Annotated in this window: 16 protein-coding genes; 7 read left to right on the plus strand and 9 right to left on the minus strand. The window is 32.1% G+C overall.

Annotated features, from left to right (window positions below):
- Positions 1-68: 68 nt before the first annotated feature.
- The 4 genes from M890_RS0104780 to trhO all read right to left on the minus strand — a co-directional run bounded on the left by M890_RS0104780 (position 69) and on the right by trhO (position 5,537).
- Positions 69-2,429: a penicillin-binding protein 1A gene (locus M890_RS0104780; RefSeq protein WP_028282438.1), complete on the minus strand. Its 2,361-nt coding sequence runs from the start codon at positions 2,427-2,429 to the stop codon at positions 69-71.
- Positions 2,430-2,444: 15 nt separating this feature from the next.
- A complete protein-coding gene (locus M890_RS0104785; RefSeq protein WP_028282439.1) occupies positions 2,445-2,927 on the minus strand; it encodes a gliding motility lipoprotein GldH in 483 nt (160 codons plus the stop codon).
- Positions 2,914-4,284: a PSP1 domain-containing protein gene (locus M890_RS0104790; protein ID WP_028282440.1), complete on the minus strand. Its 1,371-nt coding sequence runs from the start codon at positions 4,282-4,284 to the stop codon at positions 2,914-2,916. Before M890_RS0104790 ends, M890_RS0104785 begins: the two co-directional genes overlap by 14 nt.
- Before the next feature lie 188 nt (positions 4,285-4,472).
- A complete protein-coding gene (gene trhO / locus M890_RS0104795; RefSeq protein WP_028282441.1) occupies positions 4,473-5,537 on the minus strand; it encodes an oxygen-dependent tRNA uridine(34) hydroxylase TrhO in 1,065 nt (354 codons plus the stop codon).
- Positions 5,538-5,968: 431 nt separating this feature from the next.
- Here trhO and recA point away from each other — a divergent pair, with 431 nt between their 5' ends.
- The 4 genes from recA (at position 5,969) to M890_RS0104815 (ending at position 9,594) form a co-directional block, all read left to right on the plus strand.
- Positions 5,969-6,973 carry a recombinase RecA gene (recA, locus tag M890_RS0104800; RefSeq protein WP_028282442.1) on the plus strand — a complete coding sequence of 335 codons (1,005 nt, stop codon included), beginning with the start codon at positions 5,969-5,971 and terminating at the stop codon, positions 6,971-6,973.
- Positions 6,974-7,073: 100 nt separating this feature from the next.
- A complete protein-coding gene (locus M890_RS0104805) occupies positions 7,074-7,478 on the plus strand; it encodes a hypothetical protein (RefSeq protein WP_028282443.1) in 405 nt (134 codons plus the stop codon).
- Between the two features lie 29 nt (positions 7,479-7,507).
- Positions 7,508-8,050, plus strand: a complete 543-nt coding sequence (locus M890_RS0104810) for an RNA polymerase sigma factor (RefSeq protein ID WP_028282444.1) — start codon at positions 7,508-7,510, stop codon at positions 8,048-8,050.
- Complete coding sequence (locus tag M890_RS0104815) at positions 8,050-9,594, plus strand: hypothetical protein (protein ID WP_028282445.1); 1,545 nt, start codon at positions 8,050-8,052, stop codon at positions 9,592-9,594. The genes M890_RS0104810 and M890_RS0104815 overlap by 1 nt, the downstream gene beginning before the upstream one ends.
- 81 nt (positions 9,595-9,675) lie before the next feature.
- On the opposite strand, the gene M890_RS0104820 is transcribed toward M890_RS0104815, so the two are convergent.
- Positions 9,676-10,413, minus strand: coding sequence for a lysophospholipid acyltransferase family protein (locus tag M890_RS0104820; protein WP_028282446.1), 738 nt, complete (start codon positions 10,411-10,413; stop codon positions 9,676-9,678).
- A gap of 79 nt (positions 10,414-10,492) precedes the next feature.
- Between M890_RS0104820 and trpS the strand changes: the two genes are divergently transcribed.
- A complete protein-coding gene (gene trpS, locus M890_RS0104825) occupies positions 10,493-11,461 on the plus strand; it encodes a tryptophan--tRNA ligase (RefSeq protein ID WP_028282447.1) in 969 nt (322 codons plus the stop codon).
- An 8-nt stretch (positions 11,462-11,469) separates the two neighbouring features.
- On the opposite strand, the gene dprA is transcribed toward trpS, so the two are convergent.
- The gene (gene dprA / locus M890_RS0104830; protein WP_028282448.1) at positions 11,470-12,573 is read right to left on the minus strand and encodes a DNA-processing protein DprA; all 1,104 of its coding nucleotides are present in this window, start codon (positions 12,571-12,573) and stop codon (positions 11,470-11,472) included.
- Positions 12,574-12,679: 106 nt separating this feature from the next.
- Here dprA and M890_RS0104835 point away from each other — a divergent pair, with 106 nt between their 5' ends.
- Together M890_RS0104835 and M890_RS0104840 are read left to right on the plus strand one after the other, a co-directional pair.
- The gene (locus M890_RS0104835) at positions 12,680-13,615 is read left to right on the plus strand and encodes an HU domain-containing protein (RefSeq protein WP_028282449.1); all 936 of its coding nucleotides are present in this window, start codon (positions 12,680-12,682) and stop codon (positions 13,613-13,615) included.
- A gap of 134 nt (positions 13,616-13,749) precedes the next feature.
- Positions 13,750-14,259 (plus strand): acyl-CoA thioesterase, encoded by a 510-nt coding sequence (locus M890_RS0104840; protein WP_028282450.1) that lies wholly within the window; start codon positions 13,750-13,752, stop codon positions 14,257-14,259.
- Between the two features lie 74 nt (positions 14,260-14,333).
- Here M890_RS0104840 and M890_RS0104845 read toward each other — a convergent pair whose 3' ends face one another.
- Genes M890_RS0104845 through M890_RS0104855 form a run of 3 tightly spaced genes read right to left on the minus strand, consistent with a single transcriptional unit; the run spans position 14,334 to position 17,707 of the window.
- Positions 14,334-15,566 (minus strand): murein hydrolase activator EnvC family protein, encoded by a 1,233-nt coding sequence (locus tag M890_RS0104845; protein WP_028282451.1) that lies wholly within the window; start codon positions 15,564-15,566, stop codon positions 14,334-14,336.
- 3 nt (positions 15,567-15,569) lie between these two features.
- Entirely contained in the window at positions 15,570-16,343 is a 774-nt protein-coding gene (locus tag M890_RS0104850; protein ID WP_028282452.1) for a lipoprotein insertase outer membrane protein LolB1, read from the minus strand.
- A complete protein-coding gene (locus M890_RS0104855; RefSeq protein ID WP_028282453.1) occupies positions 16,343-17,707 on the minus strand; it encodes a tetratricopeptide repeat protein in 1,365 nt (454 codons plus the stop codon). Before M890_RS0104855 ends, M890_RS0104850 begins: the two co-directional genes overlap by 1 nt.
- Positions 17,708-17,734: the final 27 nt, after the last annotated feature.

Below are 17,734 nucleotides of genomic sequence, written 5' to 3' on the forward strand. Positions count from 1 at the left end.
TTTAAATTTAATAAATAAAAAAGCCATTCTGAAGAGAATGGCTTTTAATTTTAAAGATATATTATAAGTTACATTTCTAACTCATCTGGGACTTCGTCATCTAATAAATCTAATCCTTGTGAATCTCCTCCATCTGGAACATATCCTTCACAATCTACTGCGATAGATAATTCTGAAGGACGTGTAAAACTACCTTGAGAGACGTCTAGAGTTTCATCTTCGTAACAACTTTTCATGTACATGCCCCAAATTGGTAATGCCATAGCTGCTCCTTGACCGTAAGTAATACTTTTAAAATGAACAGCTCTATCTTCTGCTCCAACCCAGACACCTGTTACCAAATTTGGTACCATTCCCATAAACCAACCATCTGACTGGTTTTGCGTGGTACCTGTTTTACCTGCTATTGGGTTTTTAAACTCATAAGGATAACCTGTAATAATTTCTGGATACACACCTGTTTTAGGCATCCATGTTCTACGTAATCTTGATCCTGATCCCGATTGTGTAACACCTTCCATTAACTTAACGGTTACATATGCTGTTTCCTCACTTAAAACATCTTTAGTTTCGGGTACAAATTGATATAAAACTGTATCATTTTTATCAACTATTGTCGTTACCATAACCGGTTTTGTGTAAACTCCTTGGTTAGCAAAAGCGGAATATGCACCTACCATTTCATACACACTAATGTCAGGTGTACCTAATGCAATAGAAGGTACTAATGGTATGTCTGATGTTATTCCTAAATTTTTAGCTAATTCGGCAACTGGTTGTGGACCAACTTTATCCATTAACCTTGCTGTAATTGTATTTACAGATTTTGCTAAAGCCTCCTTTAATGTTAGGTCTCCACTATAATTATTATCATCATTTTTAGGAGCCCAAGGCTCTGGATTACCATATTTATTAGCCTCAATAGTTAAAGGTGCTAATGGTAATTTGTCACATGGTGACATATGCAATTGATTTACTGCTGTTGCATAAACAAAAGGCTTAAATGTAGACCCTACTTGACGTTTACCCTGTTTTACGTGATCGTATTGAAAATGTCTATAATTCATACCACCAACCCATGCTTTAACATGACCAGTTTGTGGATCCATACTCATCATTCCTGGGTGCAGGAAAGACTTGTAATAACGCATAGAGTCAATAGGCTTCATTATGGTATCAAATTCTCCTGGACTACCATCTTTTTCCCATTTAAAAAGGGTCATTTGAGCTGGCTTATAAAAAGACGCTCTAATTTCTTTATCATTTTTACCAGCATTTTTTAAGATTCTCCAACGCTCACCACGTTTCATTGCTGTATTTAATAACTTATCAACTTCATCTGATGATAAATCTAAAAAAGGAGCAGTTTTATTTCGCTCTGGTGTATTTTGATTAAAAAACTCTGCCTGAAGTCTTGGCATATGTCTAGCAACAGCTAGCTCAGCATATTTTTGCATGCGTGAGTCTATGGTTGTATAGATTTTTAAACCATCATTATACAAACTATACTTAGAGCCATCTGCTTTTCTGTTTTTTGGATCTGCGATCCATTCTTTCATAAATTCTGTTAGATAACCTCTAAAATAAGTTGCAGATCCTGAACTATGACTATCAGGCGTATAATTTATACCTAAATCTGTTTTTTGAAGCGAATCTTTTTGTACGTCTGTTATATAACCATATTTAGCCATTTGGTCAAACACCGTATTTCTACGTTGTTTGGTCCTAATTGCACGTTGTCCCTTATCTTTAAGTGGATTAAAAAGTGATGGATTTTTAAGCATCCCAACAATCATTGCAGACTCTTTAAGTGTTAACTCTTTAGGCTCTTTACCTCCAAAATAAATCCTTGAAGCTGAGCGAATCCCATCTGCATTATTATCAAAATCCACAATATTTAAATATTGAGCAATAATTTCCTCTTTAGTATATTGACGCTCTAATCGTATTGCTATAATCCATTCTTTAAATTTTTGAAGGACTCTTTTTACTTTATTGCTAGAGGCTCTTTTTGTAAATAGTTGCTTAGCCAATTGTTGCGTAATTGTACTTGCTCCTCCACTTCCAGGCTTTAAAACTGCACGTAAAGTACCACGTCCATCAATACCAGAATGCTCCATATACCTTACATCTTCTGTTGCAATTAATGCTTGTACTAAATGCTCTGGTAACTCGTCAAAACTAACTGGTGTTCTATTATCACGAAAATAAAAATTACCTAATGTTTTTCCGTCAGATGAAATAATTTCTGTAGCTAAGTTTGTTTTTGGATTTTCTAATTGTGTGTGATCTGGCATTTCGCCTAACACTCCCCAAGATGCTAGTAGAAACAATAACACTACTGATAATAAACCTCCTAAAAACAGCATCCAAAACCATCTAATATACTTATCAAAGTTTGTTGCTTCTGCTTTTTTTGTTTTTGCCATATCTATCTGACTTGATTATTCTGTTTTTTCTATTCTAAATCCTACGTCTGTAATACCTTCTAGATTAACGACACCATTAACCTCTCCATTACTACGCATTGCTTGTTGTATGTTAACGTTATACGTGCCACTTTCGTTAAAAATAACACCTTTTTTATACCACAATTTATTTTCTTTTACGGACGACAACCCTTCGCCTAACCATTCGCCATTTTTTTTAGTCATGTCATACTCTAAAGTATCTGTTAAGGTTTTTCCGTGAGGGAAATTCATTTCGACAATTAAAAATAAATTACTGTATTTATAATCATTAGTATTTCTAACGTTAACAAATAAGTTATAAGGATTGATTGAATCTGGTGCGTTTATTTTAAAATTAACTATGTCTTTTTTATTCCAAGATGTTGATACACTTTTATACTGATCAAACACCGCTTTATCATCACAAGACGACAGCAACACTAGTAATAAAACAACTACAATTTTACTTATTTTCATTAGTTTGATTGTTATTGTTTTCAGGTCTTTTCTTATTTGGCTTACGTTTTGGCCTAGGTTTAGGTTTTGGCTTAGCACTGTTTGCCTGATTTTTATTAGGTTGATTTTTACTATTTGGTTGGTTATTGTTACCTACTTGATTTTTCTTATTTGTGCTAACTCTTTTATTAGGTTTAGCTTTTTTGCCATCATTAGTTTTAACTTCTGATTTATTATGAACTGGCTTTTTATTTCTACTTCTATTGTTTTTACGTTTTTTATTGCCTTTTGGACTATCAAAACGTGTTAAACTATCTTGACCTACAACGTTTTCAAACTCTGTTTTAGTATCTACAAGCAGCTCTACAGCGTATTCTTCAAGGCTTGCAACCTTTTCTCTTTTTTTATTTATTGCAATAATTTCTCTAGCTTGGTCTGTAGTAATAAGGTGCCAATTCATCCATTCTCCTTCATAAGCATACCACATATGTCCTTTAAAGATGTCTGTTTTTTGACACACAGCAGTCCCTTTTTCTGTGTATAATTTAGTATCTGGTTTTGGAAATGCTTTTAAGGCGTCTAAGTAAGAATCTAACTCGTAATTTAAACAGCACTTAAGTTTACCACATTGACCTGCTAATTTTTGAGGATTAAGCGATAATTGTTGGTAACGTGCTGCACTTGTACTTACAGATCTAAAATCTGTTAACCAAGTCGAACAACACAACTCACGACCACAAGATCCTATACCACCAAGTCTAGAGGCTTCTTGACGGAAACCGACTTGTTTCATTTCGATACGAATTCTAAACTCTCTGGCGTATATTTTAATTAGCTCTCTAAAATCCACGCGCTCTTCAGCTGTGTAATAAAATGTGGCTTTACTACTATCACCTTGAAACTCGATATCAGAAATTTTCATCTGGAGTTTTAAATCTATAGCAAATTGTCGTGCTTTAACCTTCATAGGTTCTTCTTTATCACGAGCTTCGCTCCAAATGTCTATATCTTTTTGAGAGGCTTTACGGTATATTTTTAATACATCGTTTTTAGTATCTATTTTTTTACGTTTGATTTGAACGCGAACCAATTCTCCCGTAAGGGTAACCATACCAATATCATGACCAGATTGAGCTTGAGTAGCTACAATGTCACCAATACTTAGTGTTAAATTTTCTGAATTATGATAATAATGTTTACGTCCGTTTTTAAATCTAACTTCTACCCAATCAAATGGTTTTTCGCCATTTGGGACAGACATATTTGCTAACCAATCAAACACGGTTAATTTATTGCAACTATCTGTACCACATGTTCCGTTATTTTTACAACCTTTTGGTTGTCCGTCTTTTCCTGTAGCGCAACTTTGACAAGCCATACTATTTATATGTATATATTGAATCTTAAGGTGTTAACCCAAAGATGAAGATTAATAATTAGTTGTTTTTGCGCAAGCGCATACCAACTCTTGTTAATTTGTAAAGATAAGATTATTTAGGTGACTTTAAAATATAAAAAAAGCGTGGTAAAATTTACCACGCTTTTTGCAATATTTTAATAGTGTCTTTACTTTTTAAAGGTCTCAAAAATGTTTCGCAAATCTTTTTTGTATGGTAAATGATCGGCACGTCCTTTTTTAAAGATATCGTTACTATTACCTTGTCCTTTTCTTAGTTGTTTTTGCTCTTCATATGGTAAAGCATGTATTTCTTTACATGCTGTAGAACAGCAGTTGTCCATTTCGGTTTTACAAGCTTCGCATTGTATAAATAGTAAATGGCAAGCATCATTAGCACAATTTACATGTGTATCACATGAGGTACCACATTGGTGACATTTTGCAATGACATGATCACTAATTTTTTCTGAGCGACGCTCGTCAAACACAAAGTTTTTTCCTATAAATTTATTATCAATACCTTCTTCATTAACCTGTCTAGTGTATTCAATAATACCACCTTCTAATTGATAGACATTTTTAAATCCTTTATGTTTGTAGTAAGCACTTGCTTTTTCGCAACGGATTCCTCCTGTACAATACATTAGTAGGTTTTTTTCTTCTTTATGCTCGCGTAAATCCGCTTCGATTATATCTAAAGATTCTCTAAAAGTATCAACATCTGGAGTTACTGCACCATCAAAATGCCCAATTTCACTTTCATAATGGTTACGCATATCTACACATACTGTGTTTGGATTTGCTAACATGTCGTTAAACTCTTTAGCCGATAAGTGTACACCTTTATTGGTAACGTCAAAGGTATCGTCATTTAATCCGTCTGCTACTATCTTATCTCGCACTTTAACTTTTAGCTTTAAAAAAGACATGTTGTCTTGTTCTACTGCTATATTTAATCTAACATCTTTTAAAAAATCGATGCTATCCAAATGGTTTTTAAAGGCATCAAATTGATCTGCTGGTAGCGATAGTTGTGCATTAATCCCTTCGGTAGCGACATAAATACGACCTAGGACGTCTAAACTATCCCATTTAATAAATAATTGGTCTCTTAATTGTTGTGGATTGCTAATTTGAGCATACTGATAAAAAGATAACGTTAGACGGTCTTTTCCAGCTTTTTCTATAAGTTCTGCTCTTTCAATAGCGCTTAATTTATTGTACAGTTGCATGCTATACTTAGTTTTAAGTGTTAATAAAAAGTTTTTGCAAAGGTATTATTTAAAATGAATTAGCCAATTGACAACCAAAAAAAAGTCCCTTGCGCTTTGCAAAGGACTTTTAATAGACTAACTCGTTAATAATTTTTTAATATTAATTAAAAAATGTTACGAGCTAACCTCCATCGGCTTTACAGTTACTATTAAGTAAAACAACAACTGAAACGCCTAATGCTTTTGTGAATACTAGTCTTTTTAAATATCTCATACCTCTAATTGTTAAAGGATTAACATTTTAAAAGCGGATTAAATTTTCTTTTTCATAGCATATTTTTTCCACTTCAATAAGTAGATGCAAAAACTTTAAAAAGGTTGCGTCATAAAATTAAAATTCGTTAAAAAAAGTAGTATTTTAGCATAGAATTTTTAATAAACTATTGACGATGAGTAAAGAAAACGAAGCAAAACTAAAAGCATTACAACTAACTTTAGACAAGTTAGATAAAGCTTATGGTAAAGGAACAGTAATGAAAATGAGTGATGCTGCAGTAGTAGATGTAGAAGCTATCCCTACAGGATCTTTAGGTTTAGATATTGCTTTAGGAGTTGGTGGCTACCCTAGAGGAAGAGTCATTGAAATATATGGACCAGAATCTTCTGGTAAAACAACATTAACATTACACGCTATAGCAGAAGCGCAAAAAGCTGGTGGTATTGCAGCTTTTATTGATGCAGAACATGCTTTTGATAGATTTTATGCACAAAAATTAGGTGTTGATATTGATAACTTAATTATATCTCAGCCTGATAATGGTGAGCAAGCTTTAGAGATTGCTGACAATTTAATTAGATCTGGAGCAATTGATATAGTCGTAATTGACTCGGTTGCAGCTTTAACGCCTAAGAGTGAAATTGAAGGTGAAATGGGAGACTCTAAAATGGGACTTCATGCAAGATTAATGTCTCAAGCACTTAGAAAATTAACTGCATCTATTAGTAAAACTAATTGTACCGTTATATTTATTAACCAATTACGTGAAAAAATTGGTGTTATGTTTGGTAACCCAGAAACAACAACTGGTGGTAATGCCTTAAAATTTTACGCTTCTGTTAGATTAGATATTAGACGATCTACACAAATAAAAGATAGTAATGGAGATGTACTTGGTAATAAAACCAGAGTTAAAGTGGTTAAAAATAAAGTAGCTCCACCTTTTAGAATGGCAGAGTTTGACATTATGTATGGTGAAGGTGTAAGTAAAGTTGGAGAAATATTAGATGTAGCAGTTGAAAAAGAAATTGTCAAGAAAAGTGGTTCATGGTTTAGTTATGAAGACACTAAACTTGGTCAAGGTCGAGATGCTGTTAAACTAATAATTAAAGATAATCCAGAATTATTTGAAGAGTTAGAACAGAAAATCAAACAAGCCATTAAAGACAGTCTTTAATATAAAAAATCCCGATTATTCGGGATTTTTTTATTTTTAGACGCAACCTTTTAACTTATCAAGCATCTACACTTTAAACAACGTTAGTTTACACAAAACAATGAAGCCATATTTTATTTGTTTAATAGCACTTATGACTTTTTCTTGCAGTATTGATAACGAAGAAAACATAAATAGCTACATAGAAGTATTACCAATTGTAAGCGTCTCTATGCCTGAATATTTTGAACAAGGCGAAACCTATCAAATAGATATAACCTATCTAGCTCCTACCAACTGTCATTATTTTAATGATATTTATTATGATTTAGAAGGAAATACAAGTCATGTTGCTATTTTAAATACAGTAGTAGATAACGGTAATTGTGAAATAACAAATCTAGAAGACCAAAAGTCTTTTAACTTTGAAGCAAATACTACTGGATTACATATCTTTAAATTTTGGCAAGGAGAAGATGAAAATGGCCAAGATATGTACCTATTAATGGAAGTTACTGTTGAGTAAATAATTATTAACTAACACCTTGTTTTAATTTGAGTTTAGAACAACTCATACATAAATGTAAGTCTAATGATACTAAAGCACAAAGCGAATTATACCAGCTTTTTTCAAGCAAATTATTCTCTGTAAGCTTAAAGTATTCAAACTCTTATGCTGAAGCTGAAGATAATTTACAAGACGCATTTATAACCATTTTTGCAAAAATAAAACAATATAAAAATAAAGGTAGCTTTGAAGGTTGGTTAAAAAGAATAACTATTAATACCATCATGCAACGCTACAGAAGTCAAAAAGTTTTTGAGATAGTTAACGAAGAAGCTATTGTTGATGAAAACATTGATATTGATGATGATGATGTTGGTCTAGATTTTTTATTACAATGCATCCAAGAGCTACCAGATAGGTATCGCTTGGTTTTTAATTTATATGTATTAGACGGTTATTCGCATAAAGAAATTGCAGAAATGCTTGCAATAACAACAGGAACAACAAAATCAAATTTAGCTAGAGCTAGACAATTATTAAAAGAAAAAATAGTAGCCTATAAAACGGGACAAAAATCCCAATTGTTATAATGAGTAGTAAAAAGAATATAGATCGCCTATTTCAGGAAAAATTCAAGGATTTTGAAGCTAAACCCGACCCAAAGGTTTGGCAGAATATACATTCAAAATTAAAAGAAGAAGAGGAAGACAACAAGCCTATTGCTATCCTTCCGTTGTGGTTAAAATTAAGTGGTATTGCAGCCTCGTTTATCTTACTGTTCGTTATAGGAAACACCTTTTTTAGTAGTCCTTCTGCTGTAAATACACCAACAACAGTAGATAATCCAAGTCCAAATAACAACACCATAAAAAAAAGCCCAACTTTAAATGAAAAGCAAAAGCTTCAGCAAAATAATTCCACTATTAACAACGCGACTACAACTGTGTCAGAACCTATAAACAAAGACAACAACACCATAGTTACTAATAGTCAAGACCCTAAAAACACTACAACTAAAGGTAATAACAATAAAGACGACAATGCTAATTTAATCCAACAGCAATCAGCTTCAAACTATACCAATTCATCTATAGTAACTAATGCTATTCAGAATAAACACAAGGTAACAAACAGTAACTATAATAATCAAAGTAATAATTTATCAGTTTCATCAAACAAAATAACAACAGATAATCAAACCAAACAATTACAACAATCTGTTGTTAACAATAAGAAGAATTCTGAAAAACAACCTATTAACATTACAAATAAAGACCATATAACTAAAGCTTTAACACAAGAAAACATAGCATCAAACACTACTATAAAGGACACTATACAACAGCAAAAACCTTCTATTGAAGATGCTATTGCTAATAACAAAGCTACTGAAGATCTTATTGAAAAAGAAGAAGAGGCTAATAACAGGTGGAATGTTTATGCTAACATTGCGCCTGTTTATTACAATGCATTTGGAGAAGGATCTCATATTGACGAGCAGTTTAATAAAAACAACAAATCTGGTGAGGTTAATACAAGTTATGGTGTAAAAGTAGGCTATACTTTAAATGATAAATTAACTATTAGATCTGGTATTAATAAATTAAATTTAAGCTACGACACAGACGACGTTATTGTGTATCAAAACGTTAGCACCAACCCAAGTCCTAAAGAAATTAGAAACATAGATTTTAATCCAGAAAATAATCAATCAATTAATATTATAAGTAGTAATAGTTTGCTATTGGGTAACAACAACTCTAGTTTAATTAAAAATGTTGGGCTTAGTCAGAGAATTTCGTATTACGAAGTCCCTGTAGAAATTGAATATGCTGTTGTAAACAATCAATTTAGTTTAAACTTAATTGGTGGTCTAAGTACTTTTGTTTTAGATGATAATAAACTGGTATCAGAATTTGATGGTTTTAAAATGGAGATTGGTAGCGCTAATAATATTAATAACTTAAGTTTTAGTGCCAATTTTGGAGTGGGTTTAAATTATAAATTTTCAGAATCTGTAATTTTTAATTTTGAACCAACCTTTAAATATCAATTAAATGCATTTTCCGACACCTCAGGAAACTTTAATCCATATATAATAGGTGTTTACACAGGATTTAGTTATAGATTTTAAGTATTGATTTAGTTTTTAAGAGTCCCTTTAAATAGGGAGTTAATACTGTAAGAGCTGCTCTGTGCCAAGAGCAGCTTTTTTTTATGCGATATAAACCTCTAATTGCTTTAAAATAATGTCTCTAGACTTTTTATTTAAAGCCTTAGTATCTTGTATAGTTAAATCGCTTGTAGGAATAAAATGGTGTACTTTAGCTCTTAACACTCCTGGTCCACCACTAAAAAAAGTATAAGAAAAACGTTTTTTGTTATCTGCAAAAGTTATTGGTACAATAGGCGTTTTATGGTTTATAGCTAAACGGAAAGCACCATCTTTAAACTCGTCTAAAATTATATGTTCTTCTGGGACTAAGCCTTCAGGAAAAATACAAATGCTTAACCCTTGTTTTAATCGTCTTTGCGCTCTTAAAAAAACTGCTTGTCTACTTTTAGCACTACTTCTATCCACCAATATGCATGTTCTTTTATAAAAAAAACCAAACAAAGGTATTTTTGCCAACTCCGCTTTACCAACAAAAACAAAAGGATTTTTAACAGTAACCAACATTAACATAATATCTAGCATAGAGGTATGATTACCAATAAACATATAGCTTTTGTTACGTTCTGGTTTTTGCAAATACTCTATTTTAGTTGGCAATCCCATACCTATTAAAATAAATCTAGCCCAAATACGAGCTAATTTGAAAAAATAAGGATACCAAGATTCTTTTAATATAGAAACAATCAATAACGGAAATAGGATTATAATTGGTATTGTTACTAATATGTAGAACCAAATACGATATAATACCCAAAAAATATACTTAAATACTATCATTTGCTGTCAAAACTAACTAAATTAATTGAGGTATTCTACTAAAAAAAGTACCTTTGCTTAATAGAATAGCCTAATAATTATGTCAAGAATACTTACAGGAATACAAAGTACAGGAACACCACATTTTGGTAATATAATGGGAGCATTGCGTCCTGCAATTGCATTAGCTAATGATGCAAAAAACGAGTCGTTTTTATTTATAGCAGACATGCACTCTTTAACACAAATTAAAGATGCTGAGACACTTAGAAACAACACTTACTCTACAGCTGCTACATGGATGGCTTTAGGATTAGACATTGAAAAAACTGTGTTTTACAAGCAAAGTGATATCCCACAAACTACTGAATTAGCCTGGTATTTAAGTTGCTTTTTTCCATTTCAACGTTTGACTTTAGCACATAGTTTTAAGGACAAAGCAGACCGTTTAGAGGATGTAAACGTTGGATTATTTACCTATCCAATGTTAATGGCAGCAGATATTTTATTGTATGATGCAAATATAATTCCTGTTGGAAAAGATCAATTGCAACATATAGAAATGACACGAGATGTAGCTTCTAGATTTCATGCTAAATTAGGCGAAACATTTGTTATACCTGAAGGGAAAATCCAAGAAAGCAACATGTTAATTCCTGGTACTGATGGTGCAAAAATGAGCAAGAGTAAAGGAAACACTATTAATATCTTTTTACCAGAAAAAAAATTACGCAAGCAAATTATGACTATCGAAACCGATAGTACAGCATTAGAAGACCCTAAAGATTGGTCAACTTGCAATTGTTTTGCTTTATATAAATTATTAGCCTCAGAGAGCGAAATTGAAACCATGAAAGCTAATTACGAAAACGGTAATTATGGTTATGGTCATGCTAAACAAGCATTATACGAATTAATCTTAACTACTTTTAAAACTGAACGTGAGCGTTACAACCATTATATGGCTAACTTACATGAAGTAGATGCTGCTTTAGAAAAAGGAGCTGAAAAAGCTAGAAAAATTGCTAATGATGTATTAGCAAGAGTTAGAGCTAAAGTTGGGTATTAATATAATATCTAAATAACCTCAAACAATTTTCCAGGAAGTGGTCTAACCACGCCTTTTAATTCCATATTAAGTAATGTGCCAGCTAGTTTATAGGTTGGCATATTACAATTAATAGCAATACTATCTAGCAAAGCCTTATTATTGTCTTTTAGGTAATTATACACAACCTTTTCATCAGGATCTAACTCAATAAACAACTGCTTTTGTACAGGTGGTTTTTGTAAGTTTTCCAATTGCCAGTTTAAAATATAAGGCACATCTAAAGGTGTAGATAACAAATGTGCTTTTTGTTGTTTTATTAAATTATTACAACCAACGCTTTGACTATCTGTGACACGTCCAGGGACTGCAAACACATCTCTGTTATATGAGTTTGCAATATCTGCTGTAACCAGACTTCCGCCTTTTTCTGCAGACTCAATAACTATGGTTGCTTGACTTATACCTGCAATAATGCGGTTTCTTTTTAAAAAATTATTTCGATCAAAAGTATCACTACTCCAAAAGTCAGTAAAAAAACCTCCATTGTTTTCAACTTCTGCAACGTACTTTTTATGCACTTTTGGATAAATTTGGTTTAAACCATGTGCTAAACAACCTATAGTTTGTAATTTATTTTTAATGGCAGCTTTATGTGCTGTAATATCTGTACCATAAGCAAATCCCGAAATTATAATTGGTTTATATATGGCTAACTCTTCAATTAATTTTTCACAAAATGCAATACCTGATGTGGTGATTTTTCTAGCTCCAACAATACTAATAATATGTTTATTATTAAGGTTAATGTTTCCGCTTTCAAACAAAACTATAGGACTATCAATGCAATGTTTTAAGTTTGATGGATATGTTGGGTCAGTAAATACGTGATGTTTTAGGTTTTCGTCTTTAATAAATTTTAGTTCTTTATCTGCTTCTTCAAAATGACTAGATTGATATAATTCACTTAAAATAATTTCGCCTATACCATCAATTTTTAAAAGGTTTTGTTTCTTTTCTTTAAACACAGCTTCTGCACTTCCGCAATGGTTAATTAGCTTTTTTGCGGTAGTATCTCCTATTTTAGAGACGTGTTGTAAGGCTAAAATATAGCGTAATTGGTCGTCATTCATTTTTTATTGCACTGATTTTGAAACTACAAGAAAAGAAATTTAAGTCTGTTAATAACTAATACACACTAAATTTTCTTGGTTTTTAAAATTTTCTAACTTTGTTACTATGCAATTAGAACATTACATAAGCGATTTATTATACAGATATGATTGTGTTACGGTTCCAGAATTTGGATCGTTTTTAACACAACGTCAATCTGCGCAAGTACACGATAGTACCAATGCCTTTTATCCTCCTAAAAAGCAATTGTCTTTTAACGAGCAAATACAAAATAACGACGGTTTATTAGTGCGTTATATAGCAGATATTGAAAAAATACCTTTTGAAACTGCTGCACAAAACCTATCTAAACGTGTTAAGTCTTTAAAGTCTTATTTAGTTGAAGGTGAAACGTTAAGTTTTGAAAACATTGGTGAGTTAATTTTAAATAATGAAGGTAAAATAGAATTTAATCCATCTTACCATTTAAATTATTTAACTGATGCTTTTGGTTTATCACAGTTTGTATCTCCTGCAGTAACTAGAGTTGTTTACAAAGAAGAAGCCGAAACCATTGAGCGTGTTATCCCAATTGCGGTAACACCAGAAAAACGTCAAAGCAAATCATACCTTAAGTATGCTGCTATTGCAGTTGTTGCTTTAGGCTTAGCTGGTTTTGGTTTTAATAACTACGTTAATACAGTAGCGCAACACAACCAAATTGCACAAGAAGAGGCAAATACACAATTAGATAGCCAAATACAAGAAGCTACTTTTGTAATTAGCAACCCATTACCTGCTATTACTTTAAATGTAAATAAGCAAACAGGTAACTATCATATTGTTGCTGGTGCTTTTAGAGTCGAAGAAAACTCTGATAAAAAAGTTGCAGAATTGCAAGAACAAGGTTTTAAAGCACGTAAAATTGGTGTAAACCAGTATGGTCTACATCAAGTAGCCTATGCAAGTTATACGTCCAGAGAAGAGGCTAATAATGCTTTAAACAGTATAAGAACAGAACAGAATAAAGACGCTTGGTTATTAATTAAGTCTTTGGACTAAAACTAAGCCATTAAGTATACCAAAAACCTCGTAAGTGTAAATTTACGAGGTTTTTTAATTCTTAATTTATTCTAAAATGCACTAACTAAATCTTAAAATCAGTTTACCTTTGCGCCTGAAAAGAAAAAATTATGATGAACGCAAGAACAGCTGAACACTCTAGAACCGTAATGACAGATTTAGTTTTACCAAGTGAAACTAATCCTTTAAACAACCTTTTTGGTGGCGAATTACTAGCTAGAATGGATCGTGCAGCAAGTATTAGCGCAAGACGACACTCAAGACGTATTGTTGTTACAGCCTCTGTAAATCACGTAGCCTTTAACAAAGCAGTCCCTTTAGGAAGTGTTGTTACAGTTGAAGCTAAAGTATCTAGAGCCTTTAAAACCTCAATGGAAATATTTATTGATGTTTGGGTAGAAGACAGAGAGTCTGGAAACCGATCTAAAGCTAACGAAGCTATTTATACTTTTGTTGCAGTGGATGAAACTGGAACACCAGTTGCAATACCAGAATTAATCCCAGAAACTGACTTAGAAAAAGAACGTTTTGCTGCTGCCTTAAGACGTAAACAATTAAGCTTACTACTAGCAGGAAAAATTAAACCAAACGATGCTACAGAGCTTAAAGCTTTGTTTGAATAACATTAAATAAAAAACCCAATGCTTTGCATTGGGTTTTTTATTATTTATATCTAACAATACAATTTAAACTTTTTTTACATCTTATAAATCCATTCTGCTGGATCCACTGAAGCATCATTTTTATACAAACTAAACCATAAAAGTGTTTCGCCTTCACTATTAGTAAATACCTCTCCTATTTCTTGTTTAGTGACTATTTTATCTCCTGTTTTAACGGATATTTTCTTTAAATTATGGTACGCAGAGATGTAATTACCATGCTTTATTAAAACCGTAGGATTACCCCTTTTTTGAATTATAATTTTTAAAACCTCTCCTTTAAAAACAGATCTAACAATAGCATTTTGCTCTGTAGCAATACGTACACCACTACTATTTATAGTTAGTGACGCATCTGTTGGATGACGTTGAACACCATATTTAACTTTAACCAAACCTTTTTCTACAGGCCAAACTAATTTACCTTTATTACTTAAAAAATCGGCTGCCAATATTTTTGCTTCCGGAGTTAAAGCAAACGTGCTAGACGCTTTAATTGTTGTGGTTTTTGTGCCAGCTTTTTTGTTAGAATTTGCAATAGCCTCTTTAATAATACGATCAATTTCTCGATCAACCTCTCTGGCTTCTTGTTGCTTTTCTTTAATCTGAGCAGCATACTTATTTAAATCTTTTTTAATAGAAGCCATGATGGATTCATGCTGCTTCATGTCTTCCTCCAAAGCTTTTTGCACCTCTCTGTTTTCTGCAATCAACTTATCTTTAGCTGCTTTTTGCTTACCAAGTTCAAGGTTTAAATTTTGAAGTTTTAATGCTTTTTCTTTGATGTTTTCTCCTTGTTGCTTTTGATATTTAGAGTACTGATTCATGTACTGTAAACGCTTATAAGCTTGTCTAAAATTGTTTGAAGACAATAAAAACATAACACGACTTTGGCTGCTTTTATTTTTGTACGTATTCAAAATTGTTTTAGCGTAATTGTCCTTTAAAATAACCAACTCATCACGTAATCCAGATATTTTTTTTTGGTTTACAGCAATTTCTCTGTTAATCAAATTAGCTTGTTGGTTGGTAACCTTAATCAGGTTACGTCTTACGCTTAATTTGTAATTTAAGTCTTCAATAAGTGTCGTTTGGCTTTTTTGCTTGGACTGGTTTTGAAACAGTAAAGCATTGATTTGCTTTATTTGGTTTTTAATTTCAATACGTTTAGCCTCTAATTGATCTATTTTATTTTTTTGCGCTAAAGCGGAAGTTGTGCCCAATATTGCAAAAAAAGAAACTAATAACAGTAATTGACGATACTTCATAAATTACAATTCTATTTTTTTATAGCCAGAAGGTATAGTAAATGGAAAACGTACGTCTTCATTTAATTTTACAGACTTAAGCTCTAGATTAATTTCCAATTGCTCTTCATCTTCTATTGCTAGTATTTTGGTTAGTTCTGGTAAGGTTTTGTCGTCTACTTTTTGATAAGCTAAATAATCAATATGTAAAATGCGCTTGTCACTTGGTTGAGATATTTCTTGAGCGTCCATTTTAAAATGCGACGGGTTTACAAATAAAAACAACTCGAACAACTCGCGTTGTTTTTTAGGTTGTAAAATATAGGATTTGTCATTAGCTGACAGGTTGTATTTATCATCGTTTAAGTCAAAAAGCGATTGACCTAATAGCATATTTTGTACTTTACTAAAATCTAAATCTGTACCTAATAGGTTACTTAAATAAGCAAAATCGCCATCAAAATAAGTATTATCCCATTTGTTATAAAAGGCAACTCTTGCTGGCGTAATAAGTACTTTAGCAATCCCTAAATAACTCATCCAAATGGTTTTATCTTTCTCCATTCTAAAGCTTAAAGACACACCTTTTGATTTTTGATTTTGTGTGTAATCTACTTTTAGCTTTCCTGTTAAAGACGTAAAATCAATATTAGCTTTTGTACTATTTTTAATAAGTTGTTTGACTGATAGTTTAGTGTCTACCGTTCCATTAGTCACTAGAGTTTTAGACCCTTTACAGCCAGATACTACCATAGTGATTAATAGTATTACAAAAGATATGCGTGTTTTAAATGCCATTAGTTTAAACCTTCTAGTTTTTTTGCTTTATCTGTAAACGTTTTTGCTTTAGAAAAATTGTTAGTAGCAGTGTAAGCTTTGGCTAACTGTTTGTAAAAATCAATCTCCATTTTTGGGTCTTCAATTATATAATCCACACCAATTTCTAGGCTATTTATAGCATCTTTAGGACGATTTAAATAATTTAAAGCGACACCATTTGCTAAATATAAAACGGGTTGTGATGGAAAAACCTCTAAACCTTCTTCACTTTTTTGATGTGCTTGATCAAACTGTGATAAGTCTATGTGAAGCAAAATTATGTTTCGTAAAATACCAAAGTTTTCTTCTTCCTTCTGTAACGCTTGCTCGTAAAAGTTAAGCGCTTTTTGTTTTTCACCTTTTAATAAATAATACTGTGCCAACTCTACCAAAGTTTTTCCGCTAGATTCTATTTTTGTAAGCATAGAGGTGACTTCTACCAAATCCTGCTCGTATTGTTGATTTATGCTTACAAACTTTACAAAATCTGCCAATACCTTGATTTTAGATTCTGGGTTAATTTGCGAGCTTTGCAACGCAATTTTCATGGATTGTATAGCCTTTTCGTTTTGTCCTGCTTCTAAATAAAACTTATATAAAGCTAAATGTACTAGCTCTGATTTTGGATTGACTTCCAATAATTTTTTGGCAGTTTCAAACGCTTTTTTGGTCTCTCCACTTTCACTGTAACGATAAATAAGTCGTAAATAAGTATCTTCAGATTCTGGATTTTTATCCACACGATCTTCTAGGTTTTCTATTTGATCTTTTTTACGACCTGTCGCGTTATAAATTCGGTTTCGTAAAATGTCACGATCCTTGTTTATTCCTAACTCGTCATCAAGTTCATCTAAAATTTTTAGTGCTTCTTTAAAATCACCAGTTTGCATATATATATTAGCCAGATCTTCTTTATAATCTGGATGATATTTAACTAACTGCCTTACTGTTTTTATGGCTTTTTTATATTCTTTTTGATGAATATAGGTACTATACAATTCATCCAAAAACCACTCGTTATCAGGAATTTTGTTAACAGCTGTTTTTAGCGCATCCTCTGCTGCACCAAAATTTTTAAGATTATTGTAGTTTTTACCTAACTCAAAATATAAAATAGCTTCAGAATCGTCAATTTCTATACACTTTAATAGGTTATCTACAGCACGTTGGTAATTCTCTATTCCTTTTTGCTTTAAAGCTTCAAAAAAGTACTCTTGGTAAGCGTCTGAAACATCTCCTAAATCATCGTCAGGTTTTTTATCAAAATCAATTTGCGCAGTATTGACCTGCGGAAATAGAAATATCCCTAATATAATAAGTAGTATGTAACTTTGTTTTTTCATTAATTTGACGCTTCGCTTTGCTTTAAA

Origin of the sequence: Olleya marilimosa CAM030 (assembly GCF_000518485.1) — a bacterium.
Lineage (GTDB): Bacteria > Bacteroidota > Bacteroidia > Flavobacteriales > Flavobacteriaceae > Olleya > Olleya marilimosa.